Annotated in this window: 16 protein-coding genes; all 16 read right to left on the bottom strand. The window is 72.7% G+C overall.

Features of this window, described 5'->3' with window-relative positions:
• Positions 1-13 precede the first annotated feature (13 nt).
• The 16 genes from ACUP6Y_RS01305 to ACUP6Y_RS01230 all read right to left on the bottom strand — a co-directional run bounded on the left by ACUP6Y_RS01305 (position 14) and on the right by ACUP6Y_RS01230 (position 16,064).
• Complete coding sequence (locus ACUP6Y_RS01305) at positions 14-934, bottom strand: AEC family transporter (protein WP_462553795.1); 921 nt, start codon at positions 932-934, stop codon at positions 14-16.
• 56 nt (positions 935-990) lie between these two features.
• A complete protein-coding gene (locus ACUP6Y_RS01300; protein WP_462553794.1) occupies positions 991-1,473 on the bottom strand; it encodes a hypothetical protein in 483 nt (160 codons plus the stop codon).
• Positions 1,474-1,510: 37 nt separating this feature from the next.
• Entirely contained in the window at positions 1,511-1,894 is a 384-nt protein-coding gene (locus tag ACUP6Y_RS01295; protein ID WP_462553793.1) for a PLD nuclease N-terminal domain-containing protein, read from the bottom strand.
• 30 nt (positions 1,895-1,924) lie between these two features.
• Positions 1,925-3,091 (bottom strand): acyl-CoA dehydrogenase family protein, encoded by a 1,167-nt coding sequence (locus ACUP6Y_RS01290; RefSeq protein ID WP_462553792.1) that lies wholly within the window; start codon positions 3,089-3,091, stop codon positions 1,925-1,927.
• Positions 3,088-5,094, bottom strand: coding sequence for an acetyl/propionyl/methylcrotonyl-CoA carboxylase subunit alpha (locus ACUP6Y_RS01285; RefSeq protein WP_462553791.1), 2,007 nt, complete (start codon positions 5,092-5,094; stop codon positions 3,088-3,090). The genes ACUP6Y_RS01290 and ACUP6Y_RS01285 overlap by 4 nt, the downstream gene beginning before the upstream one ends.
• An 8-nt stretch (positions 5,095-5,102) precedes the next feature.
• Positions 5,103-6,653 carry an acyl-CoA carboxylase subunit beta gene (locus tag ACUP6Y_RS01280; protein WP_462556587.1) on the bottom strand — a complete coding sequence of 517 codons (1,551 nt, stop codon included), beginning with the start codon at positions 6,651-6,653 and terminating at the stop codon, positions 5,103-5,105.
• Positions 6,654-6,688: 35 nt separating this feature from the next.
• Positions 6,689-7,159, bottom strand: a complete 471-nt coding sequence (locus ACUP6Y_RS01275; protein WP_462553790.1) for an SRPBCC family protein — start codon at positions 7,157-7,159, stop codon at positions 6,689-6,691.
• Positions 7,159-8,295: an acyl-CoA dehydrogenase family protein gene (locus tag ACUP6Y_RS01270; protein WP_462553789.1), complete on the bottom strand. Its 1,137-nt coding sequence runs from the start codon at positions 8,293-8,295 to the stop codon at positions 7,159-7,161. Before ACUP6Y_RS01270 ends, ACUP6Y_RS01275 begins: the two co-directional genes overlap by 1 nt.
• The gene (locus ACUP6Y_RS01265; protein ID WP_462553788.1) at positions 8,295-10,010 is read right to left on the bottom strand and encodes an acyclic terpene utilization AtuA family protein; all 1,716 of its coding nucleotides are present in this window, start codon (positions 10,008-10,010) and stop codon (positions 8,295-8,297) included. The genes ACUP6Y_RS01270 and ACUP6Y_RS01265 overlap by 1 nt, the downstream gene beginning before the upstream one ends.
• Positions 10,007-10,804: a TIGR03084 family metal-binding protein gene (locus ACUP6Y_RS01260; protein WP_462553787.1), complete on the bottom strand. Its 798-nt coding sequence runs from the start codon at positions 10,802-10,804 to the stop codon at positions 10,007-10,009. The genes ACUP6Y_RS01265 and ACUP6Y_RS01260 overlap by 4 nt, the downstream gene beginning before the upstream one ends.
• Complete coding sequence (locus ACUP6Y_RS01255) at positions 10,804-11,418, bottom strand: TetR/AcrR family transcriptional regulator (protein WP_462553786.1); 615 nt, start codon at positions 11,416-11,418, stop codon at positions 10,804-10,806. The genes ACUP6Y_RS01260 and ACUP6Y_RS01255 overlap by 1 nt, the downstream gene beginning before the upstream one ends.
• A gap of 62 nt (positions 11,419-11,480) precedes the next feature.
• Entirely contained in the window at positions 11,481-11,870 is a 390-nt protein-coding gene (locus ACUP6Y_RS01250; RefSeq protein WP_462553785.1) for a type II toxin-antitoxin system VapC family toxin, read from the bottom strand.
• Positions 11,867-12,124: a type II toxin-antitoxin system Phd/YefM family antitoxin gene (locus ACUP6Y_RS01245; protein ID WP_462553784.1), complete on the bottom strand. Its 258-nt coding sequence runs from the start codon at positions 12,122-12,124 to the stop codon at positions 11,867-11,869. The genes ACUP6Y_RS01250 and ACUP6Y_RS01245 overlap by 4 nt, the downstream gene beginning before the upstream one ends.
• Before the next feature lie 57 nt (positions 12,125-12,181).
• Positions 12,182-14,764 (bottom strand): FtsX-like permease family protein, encoded by a 2,583-nt coding sequence (locus ACUP6Y_RS01240; protein ID WP_462553783.1) that lies wholly within the window; start codon positions 14,762-14,764, stop codon positions 12,182-12,184.
• A complete protein-coding gene (locus ACUP6Y_RS01235) occupies positions 14,761-15,480 on the bottom strand; it encodes an ABC transporter ATP-binding protein (RefSeq protein WP_462553782.1) in 720 nt (239 codons plus the stop codon). The genes ACUP6Y_RS01240 and ACUP6Y_RS01235 overlap by 4 nt, the downstream gene beginning before the upstream one ends.
• Entirely contained in the window at positions 15,477-16,064 is a 588-nt protein-coding gene (locus ACUP6Y_RS01230) for a PadR family transcriptional regulator (RefSeq protein ID WP_462553781.1), read from the bottom strand. Before ACUP6Y_RS01230 ends, ACUP6Y_RS01235 begins: the two co-directional genes overlap by 4 nt.
• Positions 16,065-16,074: the final 10 nt, after the last annotated feature.

Here is a 16,074-nt window from a genome sequence, read left to right as displayed (position 1 = left end):
TCGGCCCGCGTGGTCAGGCGAGCAGCGCCGAGATCACGGCCGCGACCGGCGCCGAGGCCAGGGTCGACACGAAGATGGCGTCGCGCGCGAGCAACACCCCACGCTCGTATCTCAGCGCCACCACGAACACGTTCTGCGCGGTCGGCAGCGCCGAGAGCAGCGTGACCGCGAACAGGTCGGTGCCCTCGAGACCGACCCCGAACCGCCCCACGACGTACGCCGCGGCGGGCTGCACCACCATCTTCAGCGAGGTGACCGTGGCCAGCGCGCGCGGCGTGACCCCGCGCCCGGGGAGCGGGCCGAGGCGGAGCGCGACGCCGTACGCGATCAGCATGGCGGGCACCGCCATCCCACCCACCAGCTCCAGCGGCGCGTGGACGACCTGCGGCAGCTCGGTGTCGGTGGCGGCCAGGAGCAGGCCCGCGAAGGAGGCGATGGTGAGCGGGTTGGTGACCGGACGGGACAGGACCTTGAGGACCGAGGGCCGCTCCGGGCTGGTCACCACGTCGAGGACGGTCAGCGCGAGCGGCTGGAGCACCAGCAGCTGCATGAGCAGCGCGGGGACGACCAGGGCGGCGTCGCCGAGGGCGTACGCCGCGATCGGGATGCCGAGGTTGCCCGCGTTGACGTACGCCGAGCACAGGCTGACCACCACCGCGGTGCCGTGGTCGAGGCGGCGGGCCCGGGCGACCACGACCATGATCCCGGCGCTGACCACCACGCCGACCGCCGTCGCCACCAGGGGCCCGGACAGCACCCGGGAGGGGTCGGAGTCCTCGAGCACGGTGACGAGCAGGGCCGGACTGGCGAGGTAGAAGGAGGCGAGCGACAGGCTGCGCTGACCGGGCAGGTCGACGATGCCGCGGTCGGCCAGGAGCGCGCCGAGGGCGATCACGATCGCGATCGTCCCGAAGCCCTCCAGCACGCCGCCCACGGGCCGATCCCATCACCCACGCGCGGGTCCGGCGGCGGCAGGGTCGGGGAGCGCAGTCAGGCCGCGATCCGCCGGCGCGCGGTGGTGAGGTGCAGGTGAGCCAGCGTCTCGAGCTGGCGGTCCGAGCGGGCGATGAGGTCGTCGAGGAGGGCCGGGTCGAGCCGGGGATCGTCGTCCGCGACCGAGCGCAGCACCTCCCAGCCACTGCGCTTGCCATGGACCGCGATCCGCAGCGCCTCGATCTCGACCAGGTCGGTCAGCGGGGCGCGGGTGAGCAGGCGGCCGTTGGGCTTGAGCCGGCCGAGCTCCGCGCCGACCTTCGCGGTGACCGTGCCGAGCGTGCTCGGCTCGACGCCGACGCCCCGCATAATCCCCCGCAGCGTCTCGCGCTCCTCGGCCACCTCGCTCGCGAGCCGGCCCACGGCCGCTGCCACCGCGGCGATGGCATGGGTGCCGGCCACACGCCGGAAGAGCGACTCACCGGCGGTGGACCCGACCCAGTGGTGCTGCAGGTATCCGTGGAGAACCTCGTCGTCCATCCTCCCGATGTACCCGTTGCGGCTCGGGACAGACGCCTCAGGCCGGGTCGGTCCCCTCCTGCTTGCGCCGCTCCTCCTCGCGCCTCGTGAGCTCATAGGAGCGCCGCTGCTCCTCGGCCCGCTCCCGCACCCTGCGCAGGAAGTCGTCGTCCTTCTCCGGGTCCGCGGCGGCGAACCGGCCGCGGCGCTCGTACTCCGGAAAGCTCGGCGCCGCGCCCTGGCCGCGCGTCAGCGGCCGCTCGGCCAGCGGGCGCCCCGCGACGAACCACGCGATCGACCCGGCGAGCGGGAAGAACAGCACGATCAGCAGCCACCACGACTTGGCGAGGTTGCGGACGCTGTCCTCGCGCGAGGTGATGACGTCGATCAGGCAGTAGAGCCAGAGGATGCCGACGAGGGCGTAGGGCAGGAACCGCAGCATGGCGGGATCATGCCCTACGCCGGCCCCTCGTCAGTACGACTTCGGCAGACCCAGGCTGTGCATGGCGACGAAGTTGAGGATCATCTCCCGGCTGACGGGGGCGATCCGGCCGAGGCGGGCGGCGACGAGCTGGTTGCCGAGTCCGAGCTCGGTGGTCAGGCCGCTTCCGCCGTGGGTCTGGACGGCGACGTCGAGGGCGTTGCAGGCGATCTCGCCGCCGGCGTACTTGGCCATGTTGGCGTACTCGCCCGCGGTGAAGTCGTCGCCGGCGTCGTAGAGCGCGGCCGCCTTCTGCATGAGCAGGCGGGCCTGCTCGAGCTCGATCTTCACCTTGGCCAGCGGGTGCGCGATGCCCTGGTGGGCGCCGATCGGCTGGTCCTTCCAGACCGTGCGGGTCTTGGCGTACTCGACCGCCTTCTCCAGCGCGTAGCGGGCCTGGCCGCAGGTCATCGCCGCGCCCATGATCCGCTCCGGGTTGAGGCCGGCGAAGAGCTGCCACAGGCCGCCGTCCTCGTCGCCGACCAGCGCGTCGTCGGGCAGCCGGACGTCGTCGAAGAAGAGCGTCCACTGCTTCTCCGGCGCGACGAACTCCATCGGGATGTGCTGCTTTTCGAGGCCGGGAGCGTCGGTCGGCATCAGGAAGAGCGCGGGCTTGAGCTTGCCGGTCTTGGCGTCGGCGGTGCGCGCCACGACCAGGATCACGTCGGCCTCGTCGACGCCGGAGATGAACGTCTTCTGGCCCTTGATCACCCACGCGTCGCCGTCGCGGGTGGCGGTGGTGGTGATCTGGTGGCTGTTGGAGCCGGCGTCGGGCTCGGTGATGGCGAACGCCGCGACGGTCTCGCCGCTGGCGATCCCCGGCAGCCACCGCTGCTTCTGCTCCTCGGTGCCGCAGCGGGTGATGATCGAGCCGACGATCGCCGGCGAGACGACCATCATCAGCAGCGGCGCGCCCTGGGCCGACGCCTCCTCGAGGACGGCCGCCAGATCGCCCATGCCGCCACCGCCGCCGCCGTACTCCTCGGGGATGTTGACGCCGATGAAGCCGTGCTTGCCGAAGTCGTCCCACAGCGCGGTCGTCTTCTCGCCCTTGCGGGCCTGCTCGGCGACATAGGCGTGGCCGTACTTGCCGGCGAGGGCCTTGATGGAGTCGCGCAGGGCGACCCGCTCCTCGGACTCGGTGAACGGGATGGTCATGCGTCCTCTCCTTCGGACTCGGCGGCCTCTGCGGCCTCGACGATGGCGAGCACGACGCCCGCCTCGACCTGCTGGCCGGCGGTCGCCGACAGCTCGGTCACGGTGCCGGCGTACGGCGCCGCGATGGTGTGCTGCATCTTCATGGCCTCCATCACGAGGATGGTCTGTCCTTCCTGTACGACGTCCCCGACCGCCGCGCTGACCGAGACCACGCTGCCCGGCATCGGCGCGAGCAGGGAGCCGGCGGCGACCTGGGTCGACGGGTCGACGAAGCGCGGCACGATCCGCAGCGTGGCGCCGCCGCGCGGGCCGTCGACGAGGACGGCGTCCTCCACGACCCGCGCCTGGTAGCGGCGGGTGACCCCGTCGACGTCCACGACCACCGCGGAGGGCGATGCCGAGACGACCGTGACGTCGTCGCGGTCGGCGCTGCGGTAGCCGTCGCGGCCGCCGTACCAGAGCACGTCGACGTCCTCGGCGCCCACGCCGAACCGGGTCGAGCGGGGCGCGGCCACCACGTTGCGGAAGCCGGCCGGGATCCGGGACTGCACCTTCGCCCCGGTACGGCGGTGCTCGGCGAGCGCGACCGCGCCGACCAGCGGCAGCAGGTCGTCGGCGCCCGCGGCGACCAGGGTCTCCGGGTGGTCGCCGTAGAAGGAGGTGGTCAGGCCAGCCGGGTCGAGGAAGCCGGGGTGCCGCAGCGAGGCGACCAGCTGGTCGCGGTTGGTGACCAGGCCGTGGATCCGGGCCCGCTCCAGCACCCGAGCCAGCGAGCGGGCGGCCTGCTCGCGGGTCGGCGCCCAGACGATCACCTTCGACAGCATCGCGTCGTAGAAGGTGCCGACGTCCGATCCCGTCTCGAAGCCGGTGTCGAGGCGGGTGCCGAAGCCGTCGAGCGCGAAGGCGCCGTCGTGCTCGACCTCCAGCTCGAGCAGCCGCCCGACCTGCGGGGCGTAGTCGGCGGCCGGGTCCTCGGCGTAGAGGCGGACCTCGATCGCGTGGCCCACCGGCTCCATGACGGCCGGGACCGGCCGGCCTTCGGCGACCGCGATCTGCAGCTCGACCAGGTCGACGCCGTGGATCAGCTCGGACACCGGGTGCTCGACCTGGAGCCGGGTGTTCATCTCCAAGAAGAAGAACCGCTCGGTGTCGGCGTCGTAGAGGAACTCCACGGTGCCGGCGCCGACGTAGTCGACCGCCTGGGCCGCGGCCCGCGCGGCGTCGTGCATGGCGGTGCGCACCGTGTCGGACAGGCCGGGGGCGGGTGCCTCCTCGACGACCTTCTGGTGGCGGCGCTGCAGCGAGCAGTCACGGGTGCCGAAGACCTCGACGTTGCCCGCCCGGTCGCCGACGACCTGGACCTCGACGTGGCGGCCGCGCTCGACGTACGGCTCGACGAAGACGGTGCCGTCGCCGAAGGCGGACTCGGCCTCGGCCGACGCCTTCTCGACCTCGCCGGCCAGCTCGCCGAGGGTACGGACGACGCGCATGCCGCGGCCGCCGCCGCCGGCGGACGCCTTGACCAGCAGCGGCAGGTCCGCCTCGGTCGCGGTGGGCAGTCGGTCGCTGGCGCTCCCCTGCGGCTTCGCCACGACGGTGAGGTTGCCGAGGACCGGCACGCCGGCCGCGTCCATCAGCAACTTGCTCTCGATCTTGGAGCCCATCGAGTCGATCGAGGACGGGTCCGGACCTAGCCAGACGAGGCCGGCATCGGCGACCTGGCGGGCGAAGCCGGCGTTCTCGGAGAGGAAGCCGTAGCCGGGGTGGATCGCGTCGGCGCCGGACCTCCGCGCGGCGGCGATGACGAGGTCGCCGCGCAGGTAGGTCTCGGCGGGCGTGTTCCCCGGCAGCCGTACGGCGGCATCCGCCTCCCGCACGAACGGCAGCTCCGCGTCGGCGTCGGAGTGCACCGCCACCGTCTCGATGCCGAGGTCGCGGCAGGTGCGGAAGACGCGACGGGCGATCTCGCCGCGGTTGGCGACCAGGATTCGGGTGATCGTCATGGGAGCCCTCACATCCGGAAGACGCCGAAGTTCATGGCGCCCTCGATCGGCTGGTTGTCGATGACGGACAGGCAGATGCCGAGGACCGTCCGGGTGTCGCGCGGGTCGATCACGCCGTCGTCGTAGACCATCCCGGACAGGACGTAGGGCAGCGACTGCTCCTCGATCTGCTGCTCGACCATCTCCTTGATGGCCACGAAGCCCTCGGCGTCGAAGGGCTGGCCCTTCTTCTCCGCGGACTCGCGGGCCACGATCTCGAGCACGCCGGCGAGCTGGGCCGGGCCCATCACCGACGACTTCGCCGAGGGCCAGGTGAACAGGAAACGGGGGTCGTAGGCGCGGCCGTTCATGCCGTAGTTGCCGGCGCCGTACGACGAGCCCATGATCACCGTCAGGTGCGGCACCGTCGAGTTGGAGACCGCGTTGATCATCATCGCGCCGTGCTTGATGATGCCGCCCTGCTCGTACTCCGCGCCGACCATGTAGCCGGTGGTGTTGTGCAGGAACAGCAGCGGCGTGTCCTTCTGGTTGGCCAGCTGGATGAACTGCGCGGCCTTCTGGGCCTCCTCGCTCATCAGCACGCCGCGCGCGTTGGCGAGGATGCCGATCGGGTGGCCGTGCAGCTGGGCCCACCCGACGCACAGCGCCGAGCCGTAGAGCGGCTTGAACTCGTCGAAGGGCTGCTCGTTGCCCGGTCCGGTGCCGTCGACGATCCGCAGGATCGCCTCGCGGGGGTCGAAGGGCTCCTTGAGGTCGGTCGGGATCAGGTCGAGCAGGTCCTCGGGGTCGAGGTCGGGCTCGGCGTAGGACGTCGCGGGGACCTCGCCCTGCTTGCGCCAGTTCAGCCGCGCCACGGTACGACGGGCGAGCCGGATCGCGTCACGCTCGTCGACCGCGAGGAAGTCCGAGGAGCCGGAGATCCGTGAGTGCATCTCGGCGCCGCCGAGGGTCTCGTCGTCGGACTCCTCGCCGGTCGCCATCTTCACCAGCGGCGGTCCGGCCAGGAACACCTTGGCCTGCTCCTTGACCATGATCACGTAGTCGCTCATGCCGGGGACGTACGCGCCGCCCGCGGTGGAGTTGCCGAAGACCACCGAGATGGTGGGCTGCTTGCGGGCGCTGGCCCGGGTGAGGTCGCGGAAGCCACGGCCGCCGGGGATGAAGATCTCCTTCTGGGTGGGCAGGTCCGCGCCGCCGGACTCGGTGAGGTTGATCAGCGGGAGGAGGTTCTTCTCGGCGATCTCACCGGCCCGGAAGGACTTCCTCAGCGACCACGGGTTGAGGGCGCCGCCCTTCACCGTGGGGTCGTTGGCGACGATCATGCACTCGATGCCCTCGACGACGCCGATGCCGGTCACCAGCGAGGCGCCGACCGCGAAGTCGCTGCCCCAGCCGGCGAGCGGCATCAGCTCGAGGAAGGCCGAGCCCTCGTCGACGAGCAGCTCGATCCGCTCGCGGGCGGTGAGCTTGCCGCGCTCGCGGTGCCGGGCGACGTACTTGCCGCCGGCCTCGACCGCCTTGGTCTGCTCGACGTGCAGGTCGGCGATCTTGGCCTCCATGGCCGTACGCCGCTCCTGCTCGGGGGTCCGTGTCGTCACGCCTCCACCACCGCCTTCATCCTCTCCAGGGTCGTGCGCATGCCGCGCTCGTTGGTCTTGCCGCGCAACCGGCCCAGCAGCAGCCAGTAGCCGCGCAGGTACCAGGCCGGCGCCAGCCGGAAGTACTCCGTGACGCTGGTGCCGCCGTTCTCCGGCTGCATCCGGTAGCCCCAGGTGTTGATCGGGTTGTCGTCGAGCCCGACACCGAACTCGAAGACCTCGTTCGCGACGCACTGCGTGACCGTGCAGGGCGTCCAGTACGTCGGGCCGACGCCGTTGCGCTTCACGTGTCCCTTGAACCGGGCGCCGACCTCCGGCCCGGTCGCGCCGTGGGTCCAGACCGCCTCGAAGGTCTCGGGCGAGAACTCGCCGATCCGGGTCACGTCGCTGACCAGCGCCCAGACCTCCTCGACCGGCGCCTTCATGTGGACCGTCACCTCGCCGCCCAGCGGCTTGATCAGCTCCATCACGCGTAGCCCAGCAGTCGGGCGGCCAGGTCGGTCAGCACCTCGGTCGCGCCGCCGCCGATCGGGAGCAGCCGGGCGTCGCGGTAGTGCCGCTCGACCTCGGTGCCGTGCATGTACCCGGCGCCGCCGTGCAGCTGGACCGCGATGTCGGAGACCGCGACCGCGGTGTCGACGGACGTCTGCTTGGCCAGGCAGGCCTCGGCGATCACGTTCTCGCCGGCGACGTGGCGAGCGGCGACGTCGAGCGTGTACGTGCGCGCGACCTCGACCTGCCGGTGCATCTCGACCAGCTGGGCGCGCACGACCTGGTTCTTGTTGAGCGGCTTGCCGAAGGTCTCGCGCTCGCGGGTGTACGCCGCCGCGAGGTCGAGGCAGCGCTTCGCGTGGCCGTAGCCCATCAGCGCGAGGAAGATCCGCTCGACCACGAACTGCTGGGCGATGTAGTAGAAGCCCTGGTTCTCCTGCCCGACCAGGTTCTCGACCGGGACCCGGACGTCGGCGTACGACAGCTCGGCGGTGTCGGAGCAGTGCCAGCCCATCTTCTTCAGGCTGCGCTGCACGGTGAAGCCCGGGGTGCCCTTGTCGACGACGATCAGCGAGATGCCGGCATGGCCGGCCTCGCCGGTGCGACAGGCGGTCACCACGAAGTCGCCGCGCACCGCCGAGGTGATGAAGGTCTTGGCACCGTTGATCACGTAGCGGTCGCCGTCGCGCACCGCCTTGGTGATGATCCCCGCGACGTCGGATCCTCCGCCGGGCTCGGTGATGCCGAGGCTGCCGATCTTCTCCCCGACCAGCGTGGGGCGGACATAGCGGTCGATGAGGTACGGCGAGCCGTTCTCCACCATGTGGGGGACCGAGATGCCGTGCGTGAACAGCGAGGCCATCAGCCCGCCGGACGCGCCCGCCTCCATCAGCCCCTCCTGCAGCGCGCAAGCGTCGAGCAGGTCGCCGCCCTCGCCGCCGGCCGCCTCCGGGTAGCCGACCGCCAGCAGGCCGGCCTTGGCGGCGGCCTCGGTGAGGCTGCGCGGTAGCTCGCCGGCGTCCTCCCACTCCTGCAGGCTCGGCATGATCTCGCGGCGCGCGAACTCGGTCGCCGACTCCTTGAGCGCCTGGCGCTCGTCGCTCCAACGCATCAGACGAGGTCCTCCTGGATGTGGACGATCCGGCTGCGGACCCACTCGCCCAGGCCCTTGGCCTGCGGGTCGAACCGGGTGGACGCGGCGACGCCGTCGCCGAGCAGGCCGTGGATCACGATGTTGACGGCGCCCAGGTTGGGCAGCACGTAGACGTCGACGTCGAGGTCCTTCGCCTCGGGGACCAGCTCGCGGACCTTGCGGTCCTTGACGATCTTGGCGAGCCACTGCACGCGGGCCTCGTACTTCGGCGAGCCGTCGTTCTTCACCCACAGGCCGAGGTTGGCGTTGCCGCCCTTGTCGCCGGAGCGGGCATGCACGAAGGTGCCGAGCGGCATCCGGCGGGTGATGGTGTCGGCCGGGGCGGGGTACGGCGAGGGCCGCCTGCCGAGCGCGGGGTCGAGCTCCGCGGGGTCGGCGAACGTGGTCGGGTCGGCGATCACCTCGCGGGTGCCGTCGTGGTGGACCACGGTGTGCCGCACCTGGGCCCGGTCGACGTACTCGGGGGTGTAGATGCCGAACGGACTGGGCTTCTGGGGCGGCGTGGTCATCGTGAAGCCCGGGTAGCTCGCCAGCGCGAGCTCGACCGCGGGGCCGGTGAACGGCTTGCCGAGCGGGCCGGCCTCGGGGTCCTTGCCGATGCAGCGCAGGATGACCGAGGCGCCTTCCTCGGTGTCGGCGTCACCGCCGCGCGCGGGGGTCTGGGTCCAGGTCACGTCGGCCGCGGTGAGCTGCGGGTCGAGCTGGCCGCGCAGCCAGGCGGCCTTGGCGTCGATGTCGAGGCCGGTGAGCACGAACTCGACCTGGTTGCGGTACCCACCCAGCCGGTTGACCGCGACCTTGAGCCGCTCCGCCGGAGGGGCGCCGGTGACGCCGCCGATCTCGACCCGGTCCGGTCCCTGCTGGTGCAGGCGGATCGAGTCGAGACGGGTGGTGACGTCGGGGTTGAGGTAGCGGGTCGTCTGGATCTCGTAGAGCAGCTGCGCGGTGACCGTGTCGACGGTGACCGCGCCGCCGGTGCCCTCGTGCTTGGTGATCACGCTGCCGCCGTCGGCGGCGATCTCGGCGATCGGGAAGCCGAGCGGCCTCGTCATCGGCGCGCCGGCCCGGAACAGGTCGGTGAAGCCGGAGAAGTTGCCGCCGGTGGCCTGGGTGCCGCACTCGATGACGTGGCCCGCCACGACCGCACCGGCCAGGGCGTCGTGGTCGACCGCGGTCCAGCCGTGGTGAGCGATCGCGGGACCGACGACGACGCTGGCGTCGGTCACGCGTCCGGTGACGACGACGTCGGCGCCGTTGCTCAGCGCGGACGCGATGCCGAATGCGCCGAGGTAGGCGTTGGCGGTGAGCGCGCCCTCGAACAGCTGGGCCGAGCGGAGGTCGTCGCCCTCGACGTACGCGACCTTGGCGCCGGTGCCGAGCGCCTGGATCTTGGCGGCGAGCGCGGCGGGGTTGAGCCCACCGGCGTTGCTGACGATCTTCACGCCCTTGTCGAGCGCGAGGCCGAGGGTGTCCTCGAGCTGCGTGAGGAAGGTGCGCGCGTAGCCGAGGTCGGCGTCGCGCAGGGTGTCCATGCCGAGGATCAGCATGGTCAGCTCGGCGAGGTAGTCGCCGGTGATGACGTCGACCTCTCCCCCGTCGAGCTGCTCGCGCAGGGCGGAGAGGCGGTCGCCGTAGAAGCCGGAGCAGTTGGCGATCCTGATCGGCCGGGTCATCGGGGGTCCCTCCCGCCGCCGGCGGGGCCGGCGAACGCCTGCGCGATGGTGAGCCACCTCTCGGCGTCCTCGCCGACCGCCTTCAGCGCGGTGTCGTCGCGGTGGATGCGCTGGGTGACCAGCTGGCAGAACTCGTAGGAGGCTCCCGTCACCTTTTGCGTCGCTTCCGCGGCCCCCCAGGTCCACAAAGCCCCAGAAGGAGCCGTCAGCTCGACCCGGAACTCCTCGGCCGGCGCCTCCAGCCCGTTGTTGGCGTAGGCGAAGTCGCGGGTGCGCACGCCGATGTGGGCGACATGGCGGATCCGATCGGTGGCCTCGGGTCGGGTGCCGAGGGCGTCGTACACGTCGAGGGCATGGGCCCAGGTCTCCATGTAGCGGGCAGTGGCCATCGACGTCGGCGACATCGGCGGGCCGAACCACGGCAGCTTGAGGCCTTCAGGCACGTTGCGGAGCGCGGCGGCGAGCACGTCGCGACCCGCGTCCCAGCGGGTCAGCAATCGCTGCGGCGGCACGGCTCCGAGCGCCAGGGCCTGCGCGTCGACGAAGCCCGAGGGGTCGTTGATGGCGTCCAGCACGACCGCGTCCCAGGCCTGCTTCCCGCCCCCGGTGTGCGCCAGCGAGGCGAGGACGGCGACCTCGTCGGTCCAGGTCAGGTGGCCGATCGTCGTCGCGATGTCCCACCCCTCCGCGGGTGTGGCCGTGCGCCAGCCCGCGTCGTCGAGGCCCGCGACCACCGCGCGGAGCGCGTCGCCCTCGGCCGCGAGATCGGCGAGAATGCCGTCCAGAACCGTCATCAGCTCTCCTTGCTCAGGGCCGCGTCCAGGGTGCGGGCCCACTCGGTGAGGATCCGGCGGCGACGACGGGCGTCGTCGCCGAGCGTGTTGGCGAGGCCGAGACCGCGCACCAGGTCGAGCGTCGCCTGCACCAGCTCGCGGGCGCCGGGCTGCGACTCGTCGACACCGAGCAGCTCGACGGTCAACCGGTGCGTCTCGCGGCCGACGTGCTGCTCCAGCGGCGCGACCGCCTCGTGCAGGCTGGGGTCGGTGCGCGCGGCGACCCAGAGCTCGAGCGCCGCGGTGAACACCGGCGAGGCGAAGTGCTCGCCCAGCATCTGCATCACCGCCTCGGTGCGCCCGCGGCCCTGCGGCAGCCGGGCCACCGCGGCCTCGAGGTCGGAGCCCCGGAGCGCGGTGAGGTGACCGACCGCCGCGACGACCAGGTCGTTCTTGGTCGGGAAGTGGTGCAGCTGGGCCCCGCGGCTGACGCCGGCCCGCTCCGAGACCAGGGTGGTCGTCGTACCACCGAAGCCCTTCTCGACCAGCAGCTCCACCGTCGCGTCCATCAATCGCTGCCGCATGGCGCGGGTGCGCTCCTCCTGCGGGACGCGGGCGGTCGCGGGCGTGGTCACGACGCCAGCATGGCGCGGTGACTAACAAACAGTCAAGACTGACTTTAAGTACACCGAGCAGGTCATCCCCAGTACGTCTGCACGTCGGCAAACCCTCGGATCCGTGCATCGGCCGTGACCAGCACCAGTCCCCCGGCCTGGGCCTGCGCGACAAGCATCCGGTCGAACGGGTCCCGGTGCGCCCAGTCCAGCGCGCCGGCTCGTGCCATGTCTCCCGCGGTCAGCGTCCCCTCGTCAGCGAGCAGGTCCACCAGCACCTGCTGCCAGCCGGCAATCACCAGCCGTCCGCCGGGCAACTTGCCGACCTGCGCCTTGAAGGCGATCTCGTAGGCGCTGACGGCGCTCACGACGCGCTCCTCCGCCTCGACAAGGGCACGTCTCACCCGGGACGGGACTCGCTCGGCGTCGCTGGCGAGCCAGAACACGACATGGGTGTCCAGCAGCAGCCTCACCAGTTGAGCGGGTCCTCGGGCCCGCCGTCCTCCCAGAGCGCCAACTCCTCCTCTGTCAGTGGATCGAAGAACGACTCCGGCACCGGACCGAGGTGAGCGAAGCGGCCGAACACCAGGCGCGGCTTCTCGATGGCTCGCAGCTCGGCAATCGGCTTCCCGGCCCGGGCGATGATGATGTCCTCGCCCGCCTCGACCCGCTTGAGGAGCTCCGACAGCCGGGTCTTCGCGTCCTGCACATTGACGGTGGTGCTCACCTCACCAGCGTACGCCCGGCTGACCAACCTGACCAGGTCTACCTGGTCAGGCGGAAGTCAGTCGATCCGCGCCACCAGCGGCAGCCGACTGCGCGCGCACAACCCGACCGCGGCGGCGGTGACCAGCGGCAGGCCGACGACCACGAGGCCGAGCAGCGGCCACGGGACGGCGAGCAGCGTGCTGCCGTCGTCGCCGCGGGTCAGCGGGCGGCTGACCGCGATGCCGGGGATGAACCCGATCGGCGTACCGAGCAGGGCACCGACCAGCCCCACGACGAGGGCGTACGACGCCGCGACCCGGCGCCGGGTCCGGGCCCGCGCGCCGACGGCGGCCATGGTGGCGAGGTCGGGACGGGCGTCGGAGAGGGCGAGGAAGGTGGCGGTGAGGGTGCCGCCGAGCATCAGGATGCCGCCGAGGACCGCGAGCACCCATTGCAGGATCCGGACGCCGTCCTCGGGCTGGTAGCCGCGCTCCACGACGAGGGTGCCGGCGCCCGGCACGGTCGCCAGGGTCTCCCCGAGGTCCTCCTCGGCGGTCGCGGAGATCGTCGGGGCGACGGCGAGCGCGGTGGTGGCGACGGGGAGGCCGAGGTCCTCGGCGAGCGTCGGCGGGAAGATGGCGGCCGCCGCTCCGAGCCCACCCGGCGGATGCACCGTGGTGGCGGGCAGGTCCACGGCGCGCTCGCCGACGACGACCCGCACCTGGCCGGACACCTCGGGCCCGAACGCGTCGTCGCCGCGGACCAGGACGACCTGGCCCTCGGCCAGCGCCCGGTCGGCCAGGTCGCGGTCGGCCGCGCTGAGCCCCAGTGAGGCCGGAGCGGTGTCGGCGACCAGCTGGCCGGTACCGAAGACGCCCGACGTGGGCAGGACGACCGGCTCCTCGCCGACCTGGAAGCCGATCTCGACGTAGCCGTCCGGGTCGTCCGAGCGCACGCCGTCGACCGCCTCCACGGTGGCCTCGGGGAGACGCTTCTCCAGCGCCCGGCGTACGGCGGCCGGATCGGCGGCGGAGTCCAGCGGCACCGCGCCGTAGCCGTGGGCGAGCTGGGGGTCGTAGTCCCGCTCATCGGCGGCCTCCTGGCTGCTGAGCGCGAGGGCAAGGGTGATCACGCCGGCGACCGTCGCGCCGACGGCGGCGACGGCCGGGACGGTGCGGGTGCGGTGCCGGGCGGCGTCGCGGGCGGCGAAGCGCAGGGCGAGCGGGAAGCCGCGGGCCACCCGGCCGACGAGGGCGACCACGGTCGCGACGAGCAGGATCATCCCGACGACGGACAGCAGGGCCGAGGCGCCGACCAGCAGCGGCGAGGCCCCGCTCGCGCGGGACCCGAGCAGCCCGGCCGCGACACCGCCGGCGACCAGCACCAGCCCGAGCACCGGCGAGCGCCGGGAGGGCCGACCCTCGCCGCGGCGGCCGGCGAGCACCGCGACCACGTCTTGTCGTGAGGCGGAGAACGCCGGGACCACGGCGGCCAGCACCGCGGCGGCGAGCCCGAAGCAGGCGACCACGGCCAGCAGCGCCCACGGCACCTCGAACGGCCCGAACCAGGTGCCCTGGAAGCGCTGCGCGACCGGCACCAGCAGCGCCCCGACGCCGATGCCGAGCAGCACCCCGAGGACGCCGCCGAGCAGGCCGACCACGACTCCCGAGGCGAGGACGGTACGACGTGCCTGGGCCGGCGTGCCCCCGGTGGCCGCGACCAGTGCAAGCGTGCGTGCCTGCGCCCGGGCCCGGACCGCGAACGCCGGCCCGGCGAGCAGCGCCACCTCGAGCAGCACCATGGTGACGACCAGCAGCAGCGCGGTGAGCCTGGTCTCGTCGACCGGCTCGTCGGTGACCACCTCGGGCGGCAGCGCCGATTCCGGTGGCGGGTCGGAGAGCACCTGGCGCGAGGCGGCGAGCAGGCCGACCGCGTTGAGCGCGCGGACGTCGTCCCAGCTCACCGGGCCGCCGCCGACCAGCCAGCTCGGCCGGCCGTCGGGAGTGCCGAGCGCGCCGGGGAGGACCGCGGCGACGGCCTCCTCGCGAGTGGTCTGACTCGCGGCGATGCCGACGACGTGCAGCTCGGTGGCGGTCTCGCCGGCCGTCGTACGGCGCAGGACGGTGAGCGTCTCGCCGAGCCCGGGACCACGCGCGGCGGTCACGGGGCTGACCACCACCTCGTCGGGGGCCCGCGGGTAGCGGCCGTCCTCGAGCCGGAACAGCCCGTCGGTCAGCGGATCCGCCAGGTCGGTCTCGGTGACGAGGAGGTCGCCGACGCCGCGGTCGGTGCGATAGGAGAGGTACTCCTGGGCGAACGGCACGAGCGCCCGGTCCGCACCGAGGACCCCGCGCACCTCCTCTGCCGTCGCGACGTGCTCGTCCTCGCTGACCCAGGACGTGGGGCCGTCGGGGTCGAAGGACTGCAGCACCTCGGACGTGCCGCTGCCGCTGACCAGCGCGGCCGCCGTACCCATCCGCCGGTCGACGCCCTCGGCGCCCGAGACGTTGGCGGTGCGCCACACCACGGCGGCCGCCGCGACGGCCAGCACGGGCAGGCAGACCAGGACCAGCATCAGCGCGGTCTGCGCCTTGCGCCGCCAGGCCTCGCGGCGGGCCAGCCGCAGCGCGACCCGCCAGCCGGCGATCCGATGGTTCATCGCGCGGCCGGCTCGGTGAGCACGTCGACCCGGTCGGTGCCGGTCTCGTCGACCACCACGCCGTCGCGCAGGAACACCACCCGGTCGGCCCAGGCGGCGTGCCGCGCCTCGTGGGTGACCAACACACCCGCCGCACCCGCGTCGCAGCGCGCCCGGAGCAACTGCAAGATGCCCTCACCGGTCTCGGTGTCGAGGGCGCCGGTCGGCTCGTCGGCCAGGATCAGCCGGCGCTCTCCGACCACCGCCCGGGCGATCGCGACCCGCTGCTGCTGGCCGCCCGACATGTTGTCGGGGAACCGGTCGGCCAGGTCCCGGATCCCGACCTCCTCCAGCGCCCGCCGCGCCTCGGCCCGGGCCTGGCGCGGACCGACCCCGTCGAGCTCGCGCGGCAGCGCGACGTTCTCGGCGGCGGTGAGCGCCGGGATCAGGTTGAAGCCCTGGAAGACGTAGCCGATCGACGTGCGCCGCATCCGGGCCCGCTCCTGCTGCCCCACCTGGGTGAGGTCGACGCCCTCGACGGTGACGGCACCGGCCGTCGGTCGGTCCAGCCCGCCGGCGATGGTCAGCAGGGTCGACTTGCCCGATCCGGACGGGCCCATCACCGCCACCAGCTCGCCGGGGTGGGCCGCGAACGAGACCCCGCGCAGCGCGAGCACCTCGTGCGGCGCCTCGCCATGGGTGCGGGTGACGTCGGTGAGCTGCAGGACGGGGCTCATCGCGGGGCCGCCTTCGCAGGAGCTTCACCGGCCAGGCGCGAGTTCTCTCGTCCCCGTTCAGCCGCGGCCCGGCGCAGCCGTGCCTCGCAGTGGTCGAGCCAGCGGATCTCCGCTTCGGCGCCGAACACCAGCGAGTCGAGGACCAGGCTCCACGCCAGGTCGGCCGGCTCCGTGGAACCGGCGGCCTGGCGCTTGAGCCGGGTGTAGTCCTGGAGCGCGGCCACGGTGGCGCTGCGCTGCTGCTGGATGACGGTGCCGACGTCGACGCCGGGCACGGTCACCGCCAGGGCGAGCTTGATCGCGAGCTCGTCGCGTGGCGGCTGGGTGCGGGCGACCGGGGTGGTGAACCACGTGGCGACCTCGCCCCGACCCGCGTCGGTGATCCGGTAGATCACGTGCCCGTCACCGTCCTCACCGTCGGCGAGGGCGAGGCCGTCACGCTCGAGCCGGGCCAGGGTCGTGTAGACCTGCCCGACGTTGAGCGGCCAGGTGGTGCCGGTGCGCTGCTCGAACTCGGCGCGCAGCTGGTAGCCGTACATCGGCTGCTGCTCCAGCAGCGCCAGCAGGGCGTGCTTGACGGACATCCGGACTCCC

It is taken from the genome of Nocardioides sp. S5-5 (assembly GCF_054954065.1).
The sequence above is the reverse complement of the archived record's forward strand: the minus strand, read 5'-3'. Positions and strand labels throughout refer to the sequence as shown.